Annotated in this window: 14 protein-coding genes and 1 tRNA gene; 9 read left to right on the top strand and 6 right to left on the bottom strand. The window is 56.5% G+C overall.

From position 1 onward, the window contains the following. Window positions 1-71 precede the first annotated feature (71 nt). Window positions 72-392 (top strand): thioredoxin, encoded by a 321-nt coding sequence (gene trxA / locus AAC850_RS00135; protein ID WP_340586162.1) that lies wholly within the window; start codon window positions 72-74, stop codon window positions 390-392. Here trxA and AAC850_RS00130 read toward each other — a convergent pair. After that, window positions 389-1,204: an inositol monophosphatase family protein gene (locus AAC850_RS00130; RefSeq protein WP_340586160.1), complete on the bottom strand. Its 816-nt coding sequence runs from the start codon at window positions 1,202-1,204 to the stop codon at window positions 389-391. The genes trxA and AAC850_RS00130 overlap by 4 nt on opposite strands. Further along, a complete protein-coding gene (gene argJ / locus AAC850_RS00125) occupies window positions 1,201-2,427 on the bottom strand; it encodes a bifunctional glutamate N-acetyltransferase/amino-acid acetyltransferase ArgJ (RefSeq protein ID WP_340586159.1) in 1,227 nt (408 codons plus the stop codon). Before argJ ends, AAC850_RS00130 begins: the two co-directional genes overlap by 4 nt. Window positions 2,428-2,887: 460 nt before the next feature. On the opposite strand from argJ, the gene secA reads away from it, so the two are divergent. The 7 genes from secA (at window position 2,888) to AAC850_RS00095 (ending at window position 12,998) form a co-directional block, all read left to right on the top strand. Beyond that, window positions 2,888-5,689 (top strand): preprotein translocase subunit SecA, encoded by a 2,802-nt coding sequence (gene secA, locus AAC850_RS00120; RefSeq protein WP_340586156.1) that lies wholly within the window; start codon window positions 2,888-2,890, stop codon window positions 5,687-5,689. A 442-nt stretch (window positions 5,690-6,131) separates the two neighbouring features. Then, complete coding sequence (locus tag AAC850_RS00115) at window positions 6,132-7,319, top strand: tyrosine-type recombinase/integrase (RefSeq protein ID WP_340586153.1); 1,188 nt, start codon at window positions 6,132-6,134, stop codon at window positions 7,317-7,319. Beyond that, window positions 7,316-7,855, top strand: a complete 540-nt coding sequence (locus AAC850_RS00110) for a hypothetical protein (RefSeq protein ID WP_340586152.1) — start codon at window positions 7,316-7,318, stop codon at window positions 7,853-7,855. Before AAC850_RS00115 ends, AAC850_RS00110 begins: the two co-directional genes overlap by 4 nt. 63 nt (window positions 7,856-7,918) lie before the next feature. Next, on the top strand, window positions 7,919-8,104 hold the full coding sequence (locus tag AAC850_RS13945) for a helix-turn-helix domain-containing protein (RefSeq protein WP_422723161.1): 186 nt from the start codon (window positions 7,919-7,921) through the stop codon (window positions 8,102-8,104). Window positions 8,105-8,844: 740 nt separating this feature from the next. Beyond that, window positions 8,845-10,467: an Alw26I/Eco31I/Esp3I family type II restriction adenine-specific DNA-methyltransferase gene (locus AAC850_RS00105; protein ID WP_340586150.1), complete on the top strand. Its 1,623-nt coding sequence runs from the start codon at window positions 8,845-8,847 to the stop codon at window positions 10,465-10,467. A gap of 9 nt (window positions 10,468-10,476) precedes the next feature. Next, entirely contained in the window at window positions 10,477-11,667 is a 1,191-nt protein-coding gene (locus AAC850_RS00100) for a DNA cytosine methyltransferase (protein ID WP_340586149.1), read from the top strand. A 638-nt stretch (window positions 11,668-12,305) separates the two neighbouring features. Beyond that, window positions 12,306-12,998 carry a protein NO VEIN domain-containing protein gene (locus AAC850_RS00095; protein ID WP_340586146.1) on the top strand — a complete coding sequence of 231 codons (693 nt, stop codon included), beginning with the start codon at window positions 12,306-12,308 and terminating at the stop codon, window positions 12,996-12,998. A 386-nt stretch (window positions 12,999-13,384) separates the two neighbouring features. Here the strand turns inward: AAC850_RS00095 and AAC850_RS00090 are convergent, their stop codons facing one another. The 4 genes from AAC850_RS00090 to AAC850_RS00075 all read right to left on the bottom strand — a co-directional run bounded on the left by AAC850_RS00090 (window position 13,385) and on the right by AAC850_RS00075 (window position 17,406). Next, complete coding sequence (locus AAC850_RS00090; protein ID WP_340586144.1) at window positions 13,385-15,091, bottom strand: hypothetical protein; 1,707 nt, start codon at window positions 15,089-15,091, stop codon at window positions 13,385-13,387. Between the two features lie 51 nt (window positions 15,092-15,142). Continuing rightward, window positions 15,143-16,342 (bottom strand): hypothetical protein, encoded by a 1,200-nt coding sequence (locus AAC850_RS00085; protein ID WP_340586142.1) that lies wholly within the window; start codon window positions 16,340-16,342, stop codon window positions 15,143-15,145. Between the two features lie 92 nt (window positions 16,343-16,434). After that, window positions 16,435-16,509: transfer RNA gene (locus AAC850_RS00080), tRNA-Asn, on the bottom strand. 87 nt (window positions 16,510-16,596) lie between these two features. Beyond that, window positions 16,597-17,406 (bottom strand): NAD kinase, encoded by an 810-nt coding sequence (locus AAC850_RS00075; protein ID WP_340586140.1) that lies wholly within the window; start codon window positions 17,404-17,406, stop codon window positions 16,597-16,599. 89 nt (window positions 17,407-17,495) lie between these two features. Between AAC850_RS00075 and AAC850_RS00070 the strand changes: the two genes are divergently transcribed. Then, window positions 17,496-18,311, top strand: a complete 816-nt coding sequence (locus AAC850_RS00070; protein WP_340586139.1) for an EAL domain-containing protein — start codon at window positions 17,496-17,498, stop codon at window positions 18,309-18,311. Window positions 18,312-18,318: the final 7 nt, after the last annotated feature.

Genomic DNA, 18,318 nt, shown 5'->3' with positions numbered 1-18,318 from the left:
TCGCGCGCCATGCGTTGTGGAACTACGGATCATGCCCAGATAGGGCATCAAGCAAATCAGGAGACGCCGTCATGGCAACCAAGAATGTAACCGACGCCAGCTTTCAGGCTGACGTGCTCGATTCCGACAAGCCCGTTCTGGTCGATTTCTGGGCCGACTGGTGCGGCCCGTGCAAGATGATCGCGCCCGCGCTCGAGGAAATTTCGGACGAACTGGCGGACAAGGTCACTATCGCGAAGATGGACATCATGGAAAACCCGGATGTGCCAGGCAAGATGGGCGTCCAGTCGATCCCGTTCCTCGTCCTGTTCAAGGATGGTCAGCCGGTCGCCCAGCAGATGGGCGCTGCGCCCAAGAACGCGCTCAAGGGCTGGCTCGAAGGCGAGCTTTAGGCGTCGAGCGCGTTTAGACGCTCGACCATCGCATCCCACATCGCAGGTGAGGCCGCGCCCACCAGGCCTTTGCGGTCCCATTCGTCGACGCGATATGGCGACCCGTCGAGCCGCGCGGCCTTTCCGCCTGCTTCGTTGAGCCACAGCACACCTGCGGCGTGGTCCCACGCCAATGTCCGCTCGAATATCGAGACGTCGTTTGTGCCCAGCGCAAGGCGGGGGTATTGCTCTGCCGCGCAATAGGGAATGTCAGTGAGGGTGTAGTGCGGCATGATATGCGCTTTCATCGCTTCACGCCGTGCCTCTTCCATGAAAATAAGCGAAATTGCTGCGACCGGCGGGGTTTCGCCGGTGGGCTGCGCGGTCACTTTTTCCTCGCCGATAAAGGCGCCCTTGCCGCGGTGGGCGACGCAAAAGCGGCCTGACAGGCAATCGTATATCCAGCCCGTATGCGCTTCGCCGCCCGATGCCATCGCTATGAGGATGCCGAAAGGCGGTTTGCCGGCTGCGAAATTGCGCGTTCCATCGACAGGGTCGACTATCCAGCAATCGTCCTCGAGCCTGTCGAGCACCGACGGGTCGGCGTGTGCGGCCTCTTCTCCCACGAAAGCGAGGCCGGGGATCAGTTTCTCAAGCCCTTCGCGCAGCATGGCCTCGGATTCGCGGTCGGCTATGGTGACGGGATCATTGCTGCCCTTGTCCTCGATTTCGCCAACTGAAAGATTGCGGAAGCGCGGGAGAATGGCGTTTTCGGTGACGTCGCGCAGCAGGCTCTCCATCTCGCGATGGAGCGTCATGATGTCATCGCTCATGAACGATAGTCCGCATTGATGCTGATGTAACCATGGGTCAGGTCGCAGGTCCAGACGGTCGCTTTCCCGTCTCCGATGCCGAGGTCGACCATGATGTCCACTTCGTCGCCCGCAAGGTGCCGTGCTACGGGAGCTTCGTCATAATCGGCCAAGGGTAGCCCGTCTCGCGCAGTCCAGTGCCCTCCGAATGCGATGGAAAGTTTGTCCCGGTCAGCAGGCTCTCCCGCCTTGCCCACAGCCATCACTACGCGGCCCCAATTGGCGTCTCCCCCGGCGATCGCTGTCTTCACCAGCGGCGAATTGGCGATGGCAAGGCCGATGCGGCGCGCGCTGTCATCATCCCTCGCGCTTGTGACTGTGATCGAGATGAACTTGCTAGCGCCTTCGCCATCCCGCACCACCAGTTGTGCGAGCTGGCGGCAAACATCCTCCAGCGCGGCCATGAAAGCATCCGCGCCCGGATCTTCGAACGAGGAGATGGGAACGTTGCCTGCCTTGCCGGTTGCAAAGGCCAGCACCGTGTCGCTGGTCGAGGTGTCGCTATCGACGGTGATGCAGCTGTAGGTGCGCGCATTGGCAGCGGAAAGGCAATCCTGCAGGAAGGCTGGTTCGACCGCCGCATCGGTAAAAATATAGCCCAACATCGTCGCCATATCGGGCGCGATCATGCCGCTGCCCTTGATGATGCCATTCAGCACGACGCGCGTGTCGCCGATCATTGCTGACGCGGTAGCGCCCTTCGCAAAGGTGTCGGTCGTGCCGATGGCGTTGGTGGCATCCTGCCAGCTGCACGGCTTTGCCTCCAGCACGGCCGCGACGCCTTCCTTTGCCTTGTCCTTGGGCAATGGCACACCGATTACGCCGGTAGACGACACCAACACCTCTGACGGCTTGCAATCGAGGTGATGCGCGACTTGCGCCATAATCTGCTCCACCGCCTCGCGCCCGCGATATCCGGTAAATGCGTTGGAATTGCCCGCATTGACTATCAGCGCACGAGCCGAGCCGAGCTTGACCTGCTCCCGCCCCATCTCGACCTCGGTCGAACAGCAGACATTGCGCGTGAAAACGCCCGCGAGCGCGGTGCCTTCAGCCAATTCGGCATAGGTTAGGTCGGCGCGGTCCCACTCCTTGTACCTCGCGCGGGCGACGCGCAGCGTCACGCCATCAACCGGCAGCATATCGGGGAAGGGCAGGGCGAGGGGCGAGCGGTTAAGGTCCATACCTGGTCTAATAAGCAGGCCTTATGCTTGCGGCAACGCAGCATTTTCACCGCCTATTCACGCATTCCGGCATAGACTTCGCCGCATCAATCGCTATCTGACACACCACATGCTGCGCCAATTGCTCACCCTGCTTGCCGTTATTTCGGGCTTTACGCTCGCGGCAGAGCCTGTGTCCGCCGCAGAAATGCGGGCGGTGAGTGTTGCGGCGGCAGAGCAGGCGGATTGTACGCCGGCTGTGTCCGCACCGCTGCAGTTCGGAAACTTGCAGCAAGCGCGCCCATCTAACGAGCCGCGCCCTTGCAAGCAAAAGCCGGTTGTCGTTGCAGCACCATCGGTGCAATTACAGGTAGACCGCGCGCGCGAATAGCGCCGTAAACTCCTTACAACGCTCGATTATTCAGGGCCGCGCCACCATGCGCGGCCATTCTCCATATTATCCGAACAGGAAACGCCCGCCATGTGGCAATCAATCGCAAAGTCCATCTTCGGCTCGTCCAACGACCGTTACGTCAAATCGCTCGACAAGATCGTCAACCGGATCAATGCGCTCGAAGACCAGTTGCTCGATTTCTCCGATGATGAACTGAAGGCACAGACCGCCAAGTTCCGCATAAAGCTGGAAGAGGGCGCGACGCTCGACGATATCATGCCAGAAGCCTTCGCCACCGTGCGCGAGGCTTCGAAGCGCGTGCTCGGCATGCGGCATTTCGACGTGCAGATGGTTGGCGGGATCGTGCTGCATCGCGGTGAGATTGCCGAGATGAAGACAGGTGAGGGCAAGACGCTGGTCGCAACGCTCGCCACCTATCTCAACGCCATCGAAGGCAAGGGCGTACACGTCGTGACAGTCAACGATTACCTCGCCAGTCGCGACGCCGAATGGATGGGGCAGTTGTACAATTTCCTCGGCCTGACCACCGGCGTGGTCGTGCCTAATTTGCCCGAAGCCGCGCGGCGCGAGGCCTATGCCGCCGACATCACCTACGGCACCAACAACGAATTCGGTTTCGATTATCTGCGTGACAACATGAAACAGGAGCGCCGCCAGATGGTGCAGCGCCCCTTCAACTACGCCATCGTCGACGAAGTGGACTCGATCCTGATCGACGAAGCCCGCACGCCGCTGATCATCTCCGGCCCGACCGAGGACAAGAGCGATCTGTATGTCGCGCTCGATGCGATCATCAAACAGTTCGTGAAGGACCAGGAAGCGCTCGTGAAGGAGAACGGTGGGCCGCTGGACGAGGAAGAAAACTATTACATCAAGGACGAGAAGTCCCGGAATGTCTCGCTGACCGAGAAGGGATCCGAAGAGATCGAGCAGCGCCTGATGGCGTCCGGGCTTCTCGAAACCGACAATCTCTACGACGTCGAGAACACGCAAGTCGTCCACCACATGGATCAGGCGCTAAAGGCCGTGATCATGTTCCGGAAAGACACCGATTACATCGTGAAAGACGACAAGGTTGTCATCATCGATGAGTTTACCGGGCGCATGATGGATGGCCGCCGCTGGTCTAACGGCTTGCACCAGGCGGCAGAGGCCAAGGAAGGCGTGGAAATCCAGCCCGAGAACCAGACCATGGCCTCGATCACCTTCCAGAACTATTTCCGCATGTATCCCAAGCTTTCCGGCATGACCGGTACGGCTGCCACCGAGGCCAGCGAATTCTGGGATATCTACAAGCTCAACGTGGTCGAGATTCCAACCAATGTGCCGATCCAGCGCGTCGACGAGGAAGACGAGTTCTACAAGAGCACGATCGACAAATTCGGCGCTATTGCCAAGGCGATCAAGGAGAAGAACGAAATCGGACAGCCAGTGCTGGTTGGCACGGTTTCGATCGAAAAGTCCGAATTGCTCAGCAAATTCCTTGACGAGGAAGGCGTAGAACACGCCGTTCTCAATGCTCGTATGCACGAGCGGGAGGCGCACATCGTGGCGCAGGCGGGTCGCATTGGCGCGGTTACGATTGCCACGAACATGGCCGGTCGCGGTACCGACATCCAGCTTGGCGGTAACGTAGAGTTCCGCATCGAGGACGAATTGTCCGAGATGGAAGACGGCCCCGCAAAGGATGCCGCTATCGACAAGATCAAGGCTGAGGTCGCGGAGGAAAAGCAGCGCGTTCTCGATGCCGGCGGCCTGTTCGTGCTCGGCACCGAGCGCCACGAAAGCCGTCGTATCGACAACCAGTTGCGCGGCCGTTCGGGCCGTCAGGGTGACCCCGGCCTGTCGCGCTTCTACTTGTGCCTTGAAGACGACCTGCTGCGCATTTTCGGGCCCGATACGCTGTTTGCCAAGATGATGAACGCCAATCTCGAAGATGGTGAGGCAATCGGCTCCAAATGGCTCTCCAAGGCCATTGAAACCGCGCAGAAGAAGGTCGAGGCGCGCAACTACGAAATGCGCAAGCAGGTCGTCCAGTACGATGACGTGATGAACGACCAGCGTAAGGTAATTTACGAACAGCGCAGCGAGATCATGGATTCCGAACGCGTCGACGACGTGGTCGAGGACATGCGCCGCGATGCAATCAATTCAATCGTCATGACGGCTTGCCCTCCCGGCTCCTATCCCGAACAGTGGGATCTGGATGGATTGCGCGAAAAGGTCAGCGACGTGCTCGGCCTCGACGTGCCACTGGAAGAGTGGCTCGAGGAAGAGCAGGTCGAACCCGAACTGATTGAAGAGCGTCTGCAGGACCTCTCCGAACAGAAGATGACCGCGCGTATCGCCGAAATTCCGGAGGATACCTGGCGCCGCGTGGAGAAGGGCATTCTGCTCGAACGGCTCGATTATCACTGGAAGGAACACCTCGCCACACTCGACGCACTGCGTCAGGTCGTATTCCTGCGCGCCTATGCGCAAAAGCAGCCGATCAACGAGTACAAGCAGGAGGCATTCGGCCTGTTTGAAACTATGCTCGAGACACTGCGCGAAGATGTGAGCAAGGTGCTGCTCACCGCGGAATTCCGCGCTACTGCTCCCCCACCGCCGCGTGAATTGCCCGACCTGCCAGAATTCCTGACCGGACATATCGATCCGTTCACGGGAGAGGACAATACGAATGACGGCGATGGATCGGCAGAACGTGCGCCGCTGTTCGGCACACTGGCTTCATCGCCGGTTGCCTCGACCGGATCGGGTGGTGCGCAAACCGCAGACCCCTATGCAGGACAGGACATAAGCCGCAACGCGCCGTGTCCGTGCGGCTCAGGCAGCAAGTACAAGCACTGCCACGGGGCTGCTGCCTGATTTGTTGGCGGGTGCCCATCCGGGCACCCGGTTCTCGCCAGGCGGGCAGGCAAGCTGCCCCCGCTGCGGGCGCGCGGTCGCCCTTTGTCATGCACTGGTCGCGCACGATTCCAGCATCGGAGTGCCATACGGTCCCAAAGGGACCATAAGCGCGACTGCGCGTCGGCCGATTAGACCAGAAGCCTATGGCCCCGGATGGGGCCGCCGACGCTTGAGGCAAAACAAATTTTGATTGAATGGCTCCCCGAGTTGGGTTAGAACTTCGCCTGCATCATTACGCATCGCTTTGCATCTATGAGAATAAAAAGTATCGATAATTCGTGATATTAGAGGGTGTTCTTCCTGCATCGCTCTGCATTGACATGCAGCCCTTTGCAGCGCATCAGTGTGGGAACTAACTGGTGCACTGTAAGGATGGCTCCGCATGGGAAAGCTCACTGATTTGAAGGTTCGCAAGGCTGGGCCTGGCATTCATGGCGACGGCGCGGGCCTCTATCTGAGGGTGAAGCCGAGCGGCGCGCGGTCCTGGGTGTTGCGGGTGCAATTCCAAGGGAGAAGGCAGGATATCGGTCTGGGCGGCTATCCGACCGATCTATCGCTGAGCGATGCGCGCGAGCAGGCTGCTCATCTTAGGAAGTTGGCGCGGCAGGGTAAGAACGCTCGGGCAGAGCGTGATCGCGACAAGGTGATCATTCCGACTTTCAAGGAAGCGGCAGATGCGGCTCACGATGAGCTGTCGAAGGGTTGGAGCGAGAAGAACGCCGCCGCCTTCAAGTCATCGCTTGCGATGCACGCGCATCAGGTGATCGGGAACAAGCCTGTCGATGAGATTTCGACTGCCGATGTAATCGCTGCACTCGCCCCTCTCTGGACGGAGAAGCCCGCTCAGGCGCAAAAGCTCAGGGTCCGCATCCTGCAGGTTCTGAGTTTCGCGAAGTCTCGGCGTTGGCGAACTGATCCGGTCCCCGATGCGCGGGAACTCAGAGCTGGGCTGGCGAGGCAGCCCAAATCAGGCAATTTCCGAGCGATGCCATATGCGGAGCTGCCCAGCTTTGTGGCTGGTGAGCTGTCGAAAGAACAGGCGGCTGGCAGGCTCGCTTTGCTCTTCACGATTTTTTCAGCGGCTCGATCCGGTGAAGTGAGATCGGCGCAGTGGGAGCATATCGATCTTGAAGCTCGAATGTGGAATCGCCCAGCCGAACTGATGAAAGCAGGGGTGGCTCATAGCGTCACTTTGAATGAGCCAGCGATTGCAATCTTGGAGCGAGCGAAGTCCTTATCCGACTGCTCTGGGCATGTCTTTCCTGGCAGCCGCCAAGGATCGGCGCTGAGCGACATGACTCTCAGCAAAATTCTGCGCACTGCAGGGCGATCAGAAACGGTCCACGGCTTTCGCTCGACATTCCGAGATTGGGCTGCCGAGCAAATGCACTCCATTCCCGATCCCGTTGCCGAGGCAGCTCTGGCTCACGCGGTCCCTGAGAAGGTGGTTGCTGCATACAAGAGAACGCGATTTGTCGATCTCAGGCGCGATCTCTTGGCCGCATGGGGTCGTTTCGCAGCGCCAGAGCTTTCTGGGCATGGGAGCAACATCTTTGAACTCAATTCTGCTGTGGGCGCAGGACATTGAAACGCGAGCTTACTCGTGCCGAAGTGGATGCGCTGGAAGCATTAATGCATGGCAACGTTCAGCCGCTTTCGAAGGTGATCGCTGAATTGCTCACTGAGGAGCAAAGCGACCTCCACCCACTTCTTTTGCAAAAGTTGTATTTCATGCTCGAAGGGACAGCCTCCGAAACGGATTGGAGATTGGTGGCAAAACGCCATCCAGACCTTAAACGAGGGCAGTCCAGTCGAGAACAAGCTTCGGAAGCCATGAAGGAGTTGGGCACTGCGATAGAAATGGTCCGTAACGGCGTCCTTAGTGAGGGCGGTTTTGATGCAGCAGTTAATGCGACCGCTAAGAACCTCGGAATTGGAGAATCGACCGTTGAACGGCATTGGAGGAATAAGCGATCGCATATCCTCAATGACATTCGCTGGGGGATCATCAGCGCTGACTTGATACCCGGTCCGATAGCCGACAGGCACAACGTTGTTCCCGGTTCCATGACGAAGCACATGCAACCTTCATCAGCGATCAAAGGTGATAAAGGGCGGGATTGATTGCCAACTTGGAATACGACGTATTGATGTTCTTCCTTGCATCACAAAGCAAGGAGATGAATTTTGTCGTTTTCGATTTCACCAGATCAGCGTCAGCTCGGCTACAGCATCAAGAATGCAGCTCGGGCGGTCGATTGCTCGGAACGCACGATCTACAATCTCGTGGATTCGGGGAAGCTGAGGCTGATCAAGGTTGGCCGGCGGTCGATTGTTCCCGCAAGCGATCTTCGCTCCCTCGTCGGCGAATAAACAGCTCAATACGCAAAAAACCTCGAAGCGTCGTGCATCGGTTCGTCGTTTCCTGCTTGGTCGGGTTGGTTAAATACTCTGGCGACCTAGCAGTATTCCAAGACCAGAAGGGGTTCGGTCAAATTGGAAAGCCCAGTCCGAAAGGTAGAGGGGCGACCGAGTGGGTTTAGGAAGGCCCTACAAGCAACTACCGAGCCTCTGGCGACCTAACGACCAGAAGCGCCCTGAAGCGACGGTCGGCTCCGACTGCCAAGCTTTGATTGGGCCGGACTGCCTCTGGCAAATGAGCGAAACAAAGCTCAGCGCTAGGGGTGGTTGTCCTATGCCCATTCGCTCCGATCTCACCAACCGCCATTAGTGATCTTGATGGTTTTGCTCGCTCCGCACGAAGCAAGTTCAAGTCTGCTCGCTTGATGTGCCGCGCAATGGTTGCTTATCGATAACTTTGAAGCAGGCCCTTTTTCAGAGTGTGTGGTTGGACGAAGGGGAACACGCATTGGGCGACCTCAATCGTCGATGCTTCTTACCGGGAAGTCATGACGACGCGTGCATCAACGGTCGAACTAGAAGCTGTTGTCGCATAAGTGATCCGGACAAAAATTCTCGAGGCATTGATGCAACAGGTTTTATCATCCAAAAACTAGATCCGGTTAAGCCTCGTAGGAAGCGCGAGGTCAGATGAAGGTGGCCTATTTGAAATGCCACTAGTTTCAAAAGCTTTGCTTTGGAAGGACTAAACAGTGTTCGAAGTCGAAACTGCAGAGCGTGGCTCAGCTACGTATGCGGGGAAAAGTCTTGCTGAACGTCTAGCCGGGCGGTTTTACACGCCTTCCAATCTCGCTGATGACCTCGCACTTCAGATGTTGAAGCCTCTAGAGACGTGGTCCTCCAAAAAGATCACTGCAGTCGATCCGTTTTGCGGAGATGGGCGCCTCATTGCCGCACTGCTCAAAGCCGCCGCGACCAATTCGCACCTCAAATGTCTCAAGTGGATCATTGAGCTTCGAGATCGGGAGAAGGGAGCGCTTGAGGAGGCTGCAGCGAATGTAGGCGCAACTGCTTCCGCACTTTCTATCAACGCAGAAGTCCGCACTTCTCTGGGCGATTCCTTCAAGTCTCAATGCATACCTCACTATGATCTAGTCATCTCGAATCCACCTTGGGAATTGCTCAAACCTGATCGCCGGGAAACTGCCCACCTAAGTTCCGCGGAAAAGATAGTTTATAGGGAAAAACTGCGGGAGCATTCAAAAAGACTAGATGCTGCATTCCCTGATGCGAAGGCCGAAAAAGCTTGGGCGGGATGGGGAACCAATCTGGCCAGGTGCGGCTGGGATCTATGCCTCAGGATCGCAAGGCAGGGAGGGGTGATCGGTATCATCCTGCCATCTACGATACTTGGCGATCAGTCATCTGCGCCTATGCGTCGTAAGACCTTCGCGGAGAACCGCGTAATCGATATGGCATCGTATCCACCTGAGGCCCGCCTATTTGATCGTGTGGACCAGCCCGTGGTTACTTTGACAGTAGTCAAGGGTGCGGTCCCGCAGCGAACCATGGCTGTGCGTTCCTTTGACTCAGATCAGGCGCTGGAGTCCAAAAACCCAATATCCATAGGTGCCGCAGCGATGGAGGCACGGGGATGGACGATTCCGTTGGGGCCGGCGGCTGCAATAGCGAACATGCTAGATGACCTTGCGACTTTCCCTACCTTATCGGCACTAGAGAGTGAGGATAAAGAAGGCTTGTGGTTAGGAAGAGAACTCGACGAGTCCCAAATCGCCACCAAGCTTACAAACGGGGCTGCTTTCCCCTTCATCAAGGGGCGTATGGTCAAAAGGCACAAGGTTGTGGAAGCCCCTGTGAGGTCGGTGCGCCCTGAGCTGTGCGCGCACTTCCACTCCATCAAGCTGCCAAGAGTTGTCTGGAGAGACGTAGCTCGATCATCTTCCGAGCGACGCATGATTGGCACCATCATCCCGTCAGGGTGGGTCGCAGGAAATTCGTTGCACGTTGGATGTTTCCGTGACGGCAATCTAACTCGAACACGCGCTCTGCACGCGCTTTTATCATCTTTGGTGGTGGAGGCTCAGGTTCGAACTAGGTTGACGACAGGACATATGTCCCTGGGAATAGTGCGGCAGGCACGAATACCTAAGCTCAATGCCGATAATCTCCGCATCCTCGACGCGGCTGCTCAGGCATCACTAAGTGATCTGCCTGAATCTAAATTTCAGTCTGAGATTGAAGTTGCGAAGGTCTATGGGATCGACAGAAATGGGATGTCTCGATTGCTTGGAATGTTTCCTAAAATCTCGGATTCTGAAAAGGACGAACTGTTGATCACAAAGCGCTGGGGTTAGGGCCGCTCAATGATTTTCAACCACTACAGCGCAAAATTAAGTGAATTGGATCTGGCATTTTCGCGGGCCGTGCCGCCGGGAGGTAACTGGCGCGATATTCCTGAAAATCTCCCCTCCAAGCGTCTCGAGCAGATTCGCAAAAGCGCAGCAGAGGGCAAAGGCTCTCGCTCGACCTATTATGGTCGACTTCTGCCTAATGCCCCGAGTTACACGATTGGGACGTATTACACTCGACCAGGAAACGGGTGTTTTCTACATCCTGATGCTGAGCAACATCGAACTATCTCTCATCGAGAGGCTGCACGGCTTCAATCTTTCCCCGACTCATTCGAATTTTCGGGGAGTCAGCGACAAATTTGCATGCAGATCGGCAATGCTGTTCCACCTTTGCTAGCAATGCAAATTGCAGAGGCTCTGGGGCCAGCCGGGCAAATGGTGGATGTATTCGCTGGATGCGGTGGTCTTTCGCTCGGTTTTAAATGGCAGGGATGGGCGACCCTTGCTGCGACAGATTTCAACCGAGATGCGGTCGATGTTTTCAATCGCAACGTGGGAGGGCGAGCGTTTGTCGGTGACATGAATGACGATGCTGTGATCGATAGGCTGGTAGAGAGCACAAGAGGGCGGGCGTCTGATAAGCCGCTCGCCGTCGTCGGAGGACCGCCGTGCCAAGGGTTTTCCACTGGCGGCCGGAGGCGAACCGAGAGCGACGAACGTAACCATCTCCACGAGCGTTACTCATTGCTCCTTGACCGAATGGAACCAGATTTCTTTGTCTTCGAGAATGTAACTGGGCTGCTTAGCATGTCTGGAGGGGCTTTCCTTGAACGCATCCTCGCAGGGTTTGATCGTGTCGGGTATGACACATGTGTTTGGAAGATGAATGCCGCCGAATATGGTGTCCCGCAGCGGCGAGTTCGCGTCATTATTGTCGGCACGAAAAAAGGGATTAAGAGGCTGCCAATCAAACCGTTAGAATGGACCAGTGTGAATGCTGGTGATCTTTTGATTGAAAGACCTGCCACAACTGTCTGGGAAGCGATTGGTGACCTTCCAGCGGTCACGGCTGGAGAAAATCTTCGTACGCCAAACTACCGAAATCGGCCTTTCGGCGATTACCAGCGCCTAATGAGGGGGAGCATAGATCCCAAAGCTTTTCTCTCCTCTACTCGTGGCGACAAGGCAAACCTCGCGGCATGATTCCGATCAATGACTCAGCACTCTATTCAGAGTCGCTTCGTTCCTTGCGTGCTGCGGTCGGGGGAACTTACCGAGGGCGGGCCGCGCAGATCTTTCTTGCCTGCAAGCACTACAGCAACCTCATTCCCCGCGTTGGAGCAACAGTCGGCTTAGATTCGAGCGAACTGCAGAGGCTACTTGACGATTTGTATTGGAAGCACACTCGAGCCACTCCCGATAAGGTAGCAATAATCTTCGAGGATACGCACAAAGTCCCAACCGGAGTAACCGCGATGGGACTGAGTGTCCCCTCCAATATCTGGCGTAACAACCTGAATCTCCAGAAGGGCTTTGTGTGTTACGCTACGCCGCAAGAATTTAGGAATCAGACATTTCGCAACCAGTCGCGAACCATGTGTCCCCACCTCCGGCCAACTAATCCGTCATCTGGTGGGGCACCAACTCTGGCGGGCGCGAATTGCGCACTAAAGTCGAGCGGGAACACGTCCCCGCGTTATCGCGGTGAGGACCAGCCGAAAATGTTTCGGAAGGACCCGTCAACGGACGAATACACAGTATATGATCCGAGCGACACTTCATTCTATGCTAGCATGGTCCGACCGGCGAATGGGAATCTTATCCCCGTCGCCGCGTTGATCGTGTCTATTTACTACGACAGTTTTCTGGCCGCAGGCCGGACACAAGTTTCAATATCCGATTTCCTCGCCGACTTTGGCTTCACGGCATCAGAAGCAGCGTCATACTTCGAAGATGATCCGGCGTCTCAATACCATCAAACGCTGGTGAAATTGCGACCAACATTGACGTGGCAGCGAGTGCTCAATTCCACCGCACAAGCGCCGGCGCAACTACCTGGACAGGGGGGCGGCGGACCGCCGACGCAGGGGACCGGGACGCCACCTCCAGGGCTTGCACCGCTCTCATCGCTTGGCCAAACGACCTCTCCACCACCACCTGCTACGAGCGGATGGTGGAATGCTCAGCAAGCAGTGCGAAAGACTCTTGAGAACGCAGGTTGGCATGTTCTGGATACCAGCGCCCAAAAAGGAGGCTGCGATTTCAAGATCACCAAGGGTATGACCACCAAGGTAGTCGAAGTGAAAAGCTCCGTAGGTAATTGCAACCCCACGCTTACCCGTTCTGAACATGCTAGAGCCAAAAGCATGGGTAAAGATTTTGTTCTAGCGATTGTGGAGAACTACAATCCCCAAAAACCAGCTTCTATTCTATGGGTTGAAGATCCCGCCTCCCTGAATTTAACGAAGCAGTCCATCGTTGCTTACGGTCTTCCTAGGTCAGTTTGGCTAGCCAATACCTCCTCTATGCCGTGACATAATTGGCGTTTAAAATCGCAACCGCTTCAATCGCACGGATCATTGATCTCTCAGCCCAATATCGTGAGGTGGTGTCCCGGAGAGGGAATGGACAATCGCGTCGAGGGCAAGTTGTGTCATGTTAGATAGTTCGAATTCGGCTGGTGCAGCCATTTGGGCCGCGGATGCCCAAGAGTTGCGCTCATGAGCGGGTCAGGTTCCCACATAGGTGCACCATTCGAGGCCGGAAGTGTGACCCATCTTTCTCTTGGCTTGCTTAGCGCGCGCGCGCGCGATGGACCGCTCGTTAGCCTCAGAAGCACTGATTTCTCGTTCCCAATGAGGCTGTCGAAAAATCTGTTTTGGATTAGAACTATGTGAGCCGGGGTGTAAAATCCGATCGATCAAGTTGCCTTGTCTCCGGAGCCATCCTCTTCAATCTTCACTCCGAATCTTGCCACCTTTCGAGCGCGCAGCGGAGACTTTGCACCGATGCGTTTCAGTGCTTTCGTGATGGTCTCAGCGATTTGCTTGCTGCCCTCGCGCTGAGATCTGCCCATTCGTTGAAGCGTTTCGATTGAATGGCGGATTTCCTTGCCCTTGAGCGCCTCAAACATTCTTTCAAAATCATCAGCTGATTGGTTCGCCATGAGCATTAAATCACGCTCAGACCAAGATCGCTCGGCTCCGATTTGCTTCAAAACGTCAAAGGGATCACGGGAATCTACATAGTTCCCCCTCGCTTTTTCGAATGCCTCGAAAAGCATGTCCTCGACTTTGTCACCTCCTAGAAAATGAGACGAGAGGTCGAAGAATTCTGGCTGCTCATCTTTCTTTGCAGCCATGTAGGCAGCCAGCACTTCGCGGGCCTGTTCCTGACGCCCAGTTTCGCAGAGTATGTAAATCGCACTGTTGATATTTGAAGCGCTCGTGAACTGAGCATCTTTTAGTGCGCCCGAATGCACGGCATCGAGAAACTCATCATCATCGGCCGAGAGTGAGCCATGGTATAGATCCTCCCAAGCGCGACTCAATGCATTCTCTCGCGAGTTTCTCTTCAACTCTTCTTGAGCTCTTTGCGCAGCCTGAGAGACGCTTTCTTCGATGAAATATCCTGCTTCTGCGCCATCTATGACAACTAGGTCGAGGTCATCTGCAAACTTGAACGGATAGTCACGGATTAGCGCCTCGAATGCTTCAAAATCTGGATCCTTTTCGTCTTTAGCGAAATGGAAATGGACTGAGAGAGAGCTGTAATTCCTTAGATATTCGATAGGAGGCCCGAGCTTTGGTTGCTGGACGGACCAACTCGCGAGAACCAGCGTAGCAATCGCGCCTTTGGCGATTTTCGGATCATATGGTTCGAGTAATTTCAATAGGCGCCCGGCAAGCCTCTCGATTTTTCTGATCACACGGATGTTGGTGATCCCAAGTTCCACGAAGCGTGGATGGAGTAACTCGAAAACAGGCGAGGCGGAATCTAGGGCAATTGTAGCTGCCTCCGCGGCTGTCGGTTCAAATGTCAACGTGACATCAGCCACCTTTTCCAATTGACGAGTGAATTCGTCTTCTTCGTCATGCTCTTGGTCATTGAGCAGCAGAACAACCTTGCAGTGCCTCTCCTCTTTGAGCAGTGAAGCGAGGCCAAGAATTTCTCTCGTTCCCAATCCATTGCCAGCGCGTTCAAGATCATCGAAGCAGATGAGCTGATTCCTGACAGTCAGGACCGCTGCCTTTGCGAGCAGATCGGATATCCCCTGCCGATTGAAGAATGCCAACGCACCGTCGATGAGTGGCTTTAACTTGCGACCAGTATCCCGGTCGGCGACCATCTTGCGAAACGTCTCTGGATTGGGATCCTCGCCGATGGCATCGCCTGTTACAGTTCGCTCGAATAGAGCGTAACGTAGGTCGTCGAGCGAGTTTAAACCGAAAAGCGAGACATAGGCATATCGGCTCATCGCCAGCTTCTCGTCGTCTCGTGCTTTGCGAAGGAAGGTGCGCCAGCCGAATGTCTTCCCAACGCCCCATTTGCCTTTGATGCAAAGCACCTCGGGAGCTGGATCAGAGAGAAACCGGCGGACCTCTTCTTCGACTACGGCAAGCGACATTGGCAGTTCCCCCTCAAACTGGCAGCTAGAAACGGATTTGGCATGGATGCTTTATTCGTCTGAATCGGCTTCGCGCATCCACAAACCGTCCTGATAAATCCAATCGCCGACGCGCTGCGCTACGATGATTAATTCGACCAGCCGCGTGGAATCAATCGGACGCGCATGGGCGACAGGGCGTCTCATGGCGGTCAATGCCCGCATGTCGGCCTCAAATCGCTCCCGATCCGCAAAGAACTCTTCGAATACCTCAGACCAGTTGTCGTTTCGCAGGACGATCTTGGCCAAGTCGCCGATATCGGTCCAGTTGATCAGCGGGCCGGTGTCCTCGGCTGCTCGCAGGCTCTCTTTCCGCTTTCGTTTTGCATTGGTCAGAACATCGGGAGGCGCACGCAATTTGAACCAGTTTCTCCCAAAACGCGCTTCAAGCTTTAGCGCGATGAACTCGCGAAGGCGCAGCTCGATATCGTCGAGTGCTTCGCGGGCGCCCGCAGTTGGATTGCTACTCGTAATGTTCATAGTAAGGGGGCCGACGCTGATCGACACGGTCGGTTCAGGGTTATTAGCGTCGCTACGCGGCAGATAGCCGCTCTCAATCATCACCTCGACCGCCAACTCAGGCGGAGCTTCGATCAGGCCTCGATCGACTTGGGCGTCACGGTAGAGTCCGTGGCGATAATCGATCTCTGTGAAGAATCGGTCTGGGAGGTCGGGCGTCGTGTGCCATTCGCCGAGCAAGGATGCGCGTGCGGCAGAGAATGTCTCCTCGAAATATCCGCGCGTCACGCCAACCGCTTCTAAGACCGTCATTTTGAGCGATGTCTCTTCGAGCATCTGCCTCATGGTCTCGTTGACCGAACGCAGTGCCGGCAAGTCAATTTCTTGCAAAGCGATCATTGCGGCCCGGCTCGCGCTGAGCCCGCCATTTAGTTCTGCGATTGCGTCCGCAACTCCAGGATCGAACTTCAGTCCGCTCAGGACCGAAGAGCTAGCGATAAAATCTAGCCGCGATCGAAACTGAGCGAACTGCTCTGCCGTAGCCGGAAGGCCTATCACCTCGGCAATTTGATTCTGAAGCTTATATTCTTGGAATACGCGGCTAATCTCGTTGTGCCGCTCCATGACCTCGGCGATGGCACCTTGCGTGCTTTTTACGCCTAGAGAACGTCGCAACTCCGCAAACGGATCGTCATTAACCTGCCGGATTAGGCGGTCGATTTCGTTCTCGGGAGGTAAGCTTGGTCTTGCCACTGTCGCCCTCTCACAAATGGTGCGCCAATGTGGGAACGCAATCCATGCCGGCGTCAGTTATTGAGCTATTTCAATGAGTAGCTCAAAATAAGTGGCTCCCCGAGTTGGATTCGAACCAACGACCAAGTGATTAACAGTCACCTACTCTACCGCTGAGCTATCGGGGAGCAGCCCGAAAGGCAGGTGAGCGCCTATATGGGGGGCGATTGGGTTTGGCAAGGCCCAGATTTAACGCTTTTGCGCGATAGGCCCGATCAAGTGATAAACTGCTCTGCCACGATGCGTTCGTCCAGCGCATGTCCGGCGTCGAACAGCAGGGTAAGTTCCTTGTCGCGCGCAATTTCCACATGCACTTCTGCTACATCGCGAACCTCCTTCTGGTCCGCCACCACGGCAACCGGACGCTTGGCTGGTTCATGCACGCGGAATGTCACGCGGCTGCGATCGGGCAGTATGGCACCGGGCCAGCGGCGCGGACGAAACGGGCTGATCGGAGTGAGTGCGAGCATTTGCGAATCGAGCGGCAGGATCGGGCCGTTGGCGGACAAGTTATAAGCGGTCGAGCCGACCGGAGTTGCCAACAACACGCCATCGCCTGCCAATTGCTTGATCCGCACCCGGTCGTTGACCGAAATCTCTATCTTGGCAGTCTGGCGCGTTTCACGCAGCAGGCTGACTTCGTTGATCGCACATGAGGTTATCGTTTCGCCCGACTGGGTGATCGCCTCCATCCGCAACGGTGAGACCCTGTGCGGTTTCGCCTTGGCGATCCGTGCTGCGATATCGCCGGAACTCCGGTACCGGTTCATGAGGAAGCCGACAGTTCCCAGATTTAGGCCGAACACCGGACGGACCCGGTGCGAATCGAGCATCTCGTGCATAGTGTCGAGCATGAACCCATCACCACCCAGCGCGATCACTACATCAGCCTCTTCCAGCGGCACGAATTCGCCGCGTTCAGCCAGTTCGCGCGCCGCCTCAGACGCTTTCTCTGTATCGGAATGGAGCAGCGCGAGCCGCTGGCTGGTGGTTGGGGCTTCCCCGCTGGACATGTCCTCTCCCATATCGCGCGACAGTATGGAGCAGCGTCCCGATTTGCAACGCGCCTTTATCGATGCGAGACTGGCGCAGCTATTTTGGGCAGGAGGGTGTGATGTCGATACCCGCACAAACCATTGATCGCCGCGCAAGAACTGACCGGCGCCAGGTCGAGCCGCATCCGGTTACCGAGGATTTGGCAGACGCCCTGACGGCAGATGCTCTTGAACTACTGTTCCAGCCGCAATTTCGCAGCGCCGATGGAGCCCTATCGGGGGCCGAGGCGCTGGTGCGGTGGGAGCATCCCGATCATGGCGTGCTAGCCGGCGACGCGTTGGTGGCGATTTCGCAGAGTGGCGGGATCGCGCGGCGTCTGTCGCGACATATCGCCCGCGCGTCGCTGCGCGTGGCCGCCAACTGGCCCGATCACCTGCGCCTTTCGATCAACGTCACGGCGATGGACCTGTTCGACCGCACATTTGGTGAGGAATTGCTCGCAATGATCGCCGATGTCGGTTTTCCGCCAGAGCGTTTGACGCTGGAAATCACCGAACAGGCACTTGTTGCCGACCTCGATCGCTCGGCCGCACGGCTCGAAATACTTTCCGAAAGTGGAATCCGTATTGCGCTTGACGATTTCGGGGCGGGTTTCTGCAACTTCCGATATCTCAAGGTGCTACCGCTGGACGCGCTCAAGCTGGATCGCGCCATGATCGAAGGAGTAGCGACGGATGACAGGGATCTGGCAGTCCTGCGCGGCATCGTGGCGATGGCCCGCGCGCTCGACCTTTCGGTGATTGCCGAGGGTATCGAGACAGAGGAACAGCGTGCCGCCATCGTGCGCGAGGGTTGCCATAGCTGGCAGGGTTACCTTGCGGGCAAGCCGATGAAGCCCGACCAGTTCGATGAGCTGGTTGCAGCTGCGGGCTGAGCACCTT

This window comes from Erythrobacter alti (assembly GCF_037996805.1).
In the GTDB taxonomy this organism is placed as follows: domain Bacteria; phylum Pseudomonadota; class Alphaproteobacteria; order Sphingomonadales; family Sphingomonadaceae; genus Alteraurantiacibacter; species Alteraurantiacibacter alti.
The sequence above is the reverse complement of the archived record's forward strand: the minus strand, read 5'-3'. Positions and strand labels throughout refer to the sequence as shown.

What these genes read in the sequence shown, in the direction of transcription:
- secA (WP_340586156.1), top strand. Translation starts at nt 2,888, where the DNA reads ATGTGGCAATCAATCGCAAAGTCCATCTTCGGCTCGTCCAACGACCGT.
- AAC850_RS00090 (WP_340586144.1), bottom strand. Translation starts at nt 15,091, where the DNA reads ATGTCGCTTGCCGTAGTCGAAGAAGAGGTCCGCCGGTTTCTCTCTGAT.
- AAC850_RS00070 (WP_340586139.1), top strand. Translation starts at nt 17,496, where the DNA reads ATGTCGATACCCGCACAAACCATTGATCGCCGCGCAAGAACTGACCGG.
- AAC850_RS00100 (WP_340586149.1), top strand. Translation starts at nt 10,477, where the DNA reads ATGATTTTCAACCACTACAGCGCAAAATTAAGTGAATTGGATCTGGCA.
- AAC850_RS00130 (WP_340586160.1), bottom strand. Translation starts at nt 1,204, where the DNA reads ATGAGCGATGACATCATGACGCTCCATCGCGAGATGGAGAGCCTGCTG.
- argJ (WP_340586159.1), bottom strand. Translation starts at nt 2,427, where the DNA reads ATGGACCTTAACCGCTCGCCCCTCGCCCTGCCCTTCCCCGATATGCTG.
- trxA (WP_340586162.1), top strand. Translation starts at nt 72, where the DNA reads ATGGCAACCAAGAATGTAACCGACGCCAGCTTTCAGGCTGACGTGCTC.
- AAC850_RS00075 (WP_340586140.1), bottom strand. Translation starts at nt 17,406, where the DNA reads ATGGGAGAGGACATGTCCAGCGGGGAAGCCCCAACCACCAGCCAGCGG.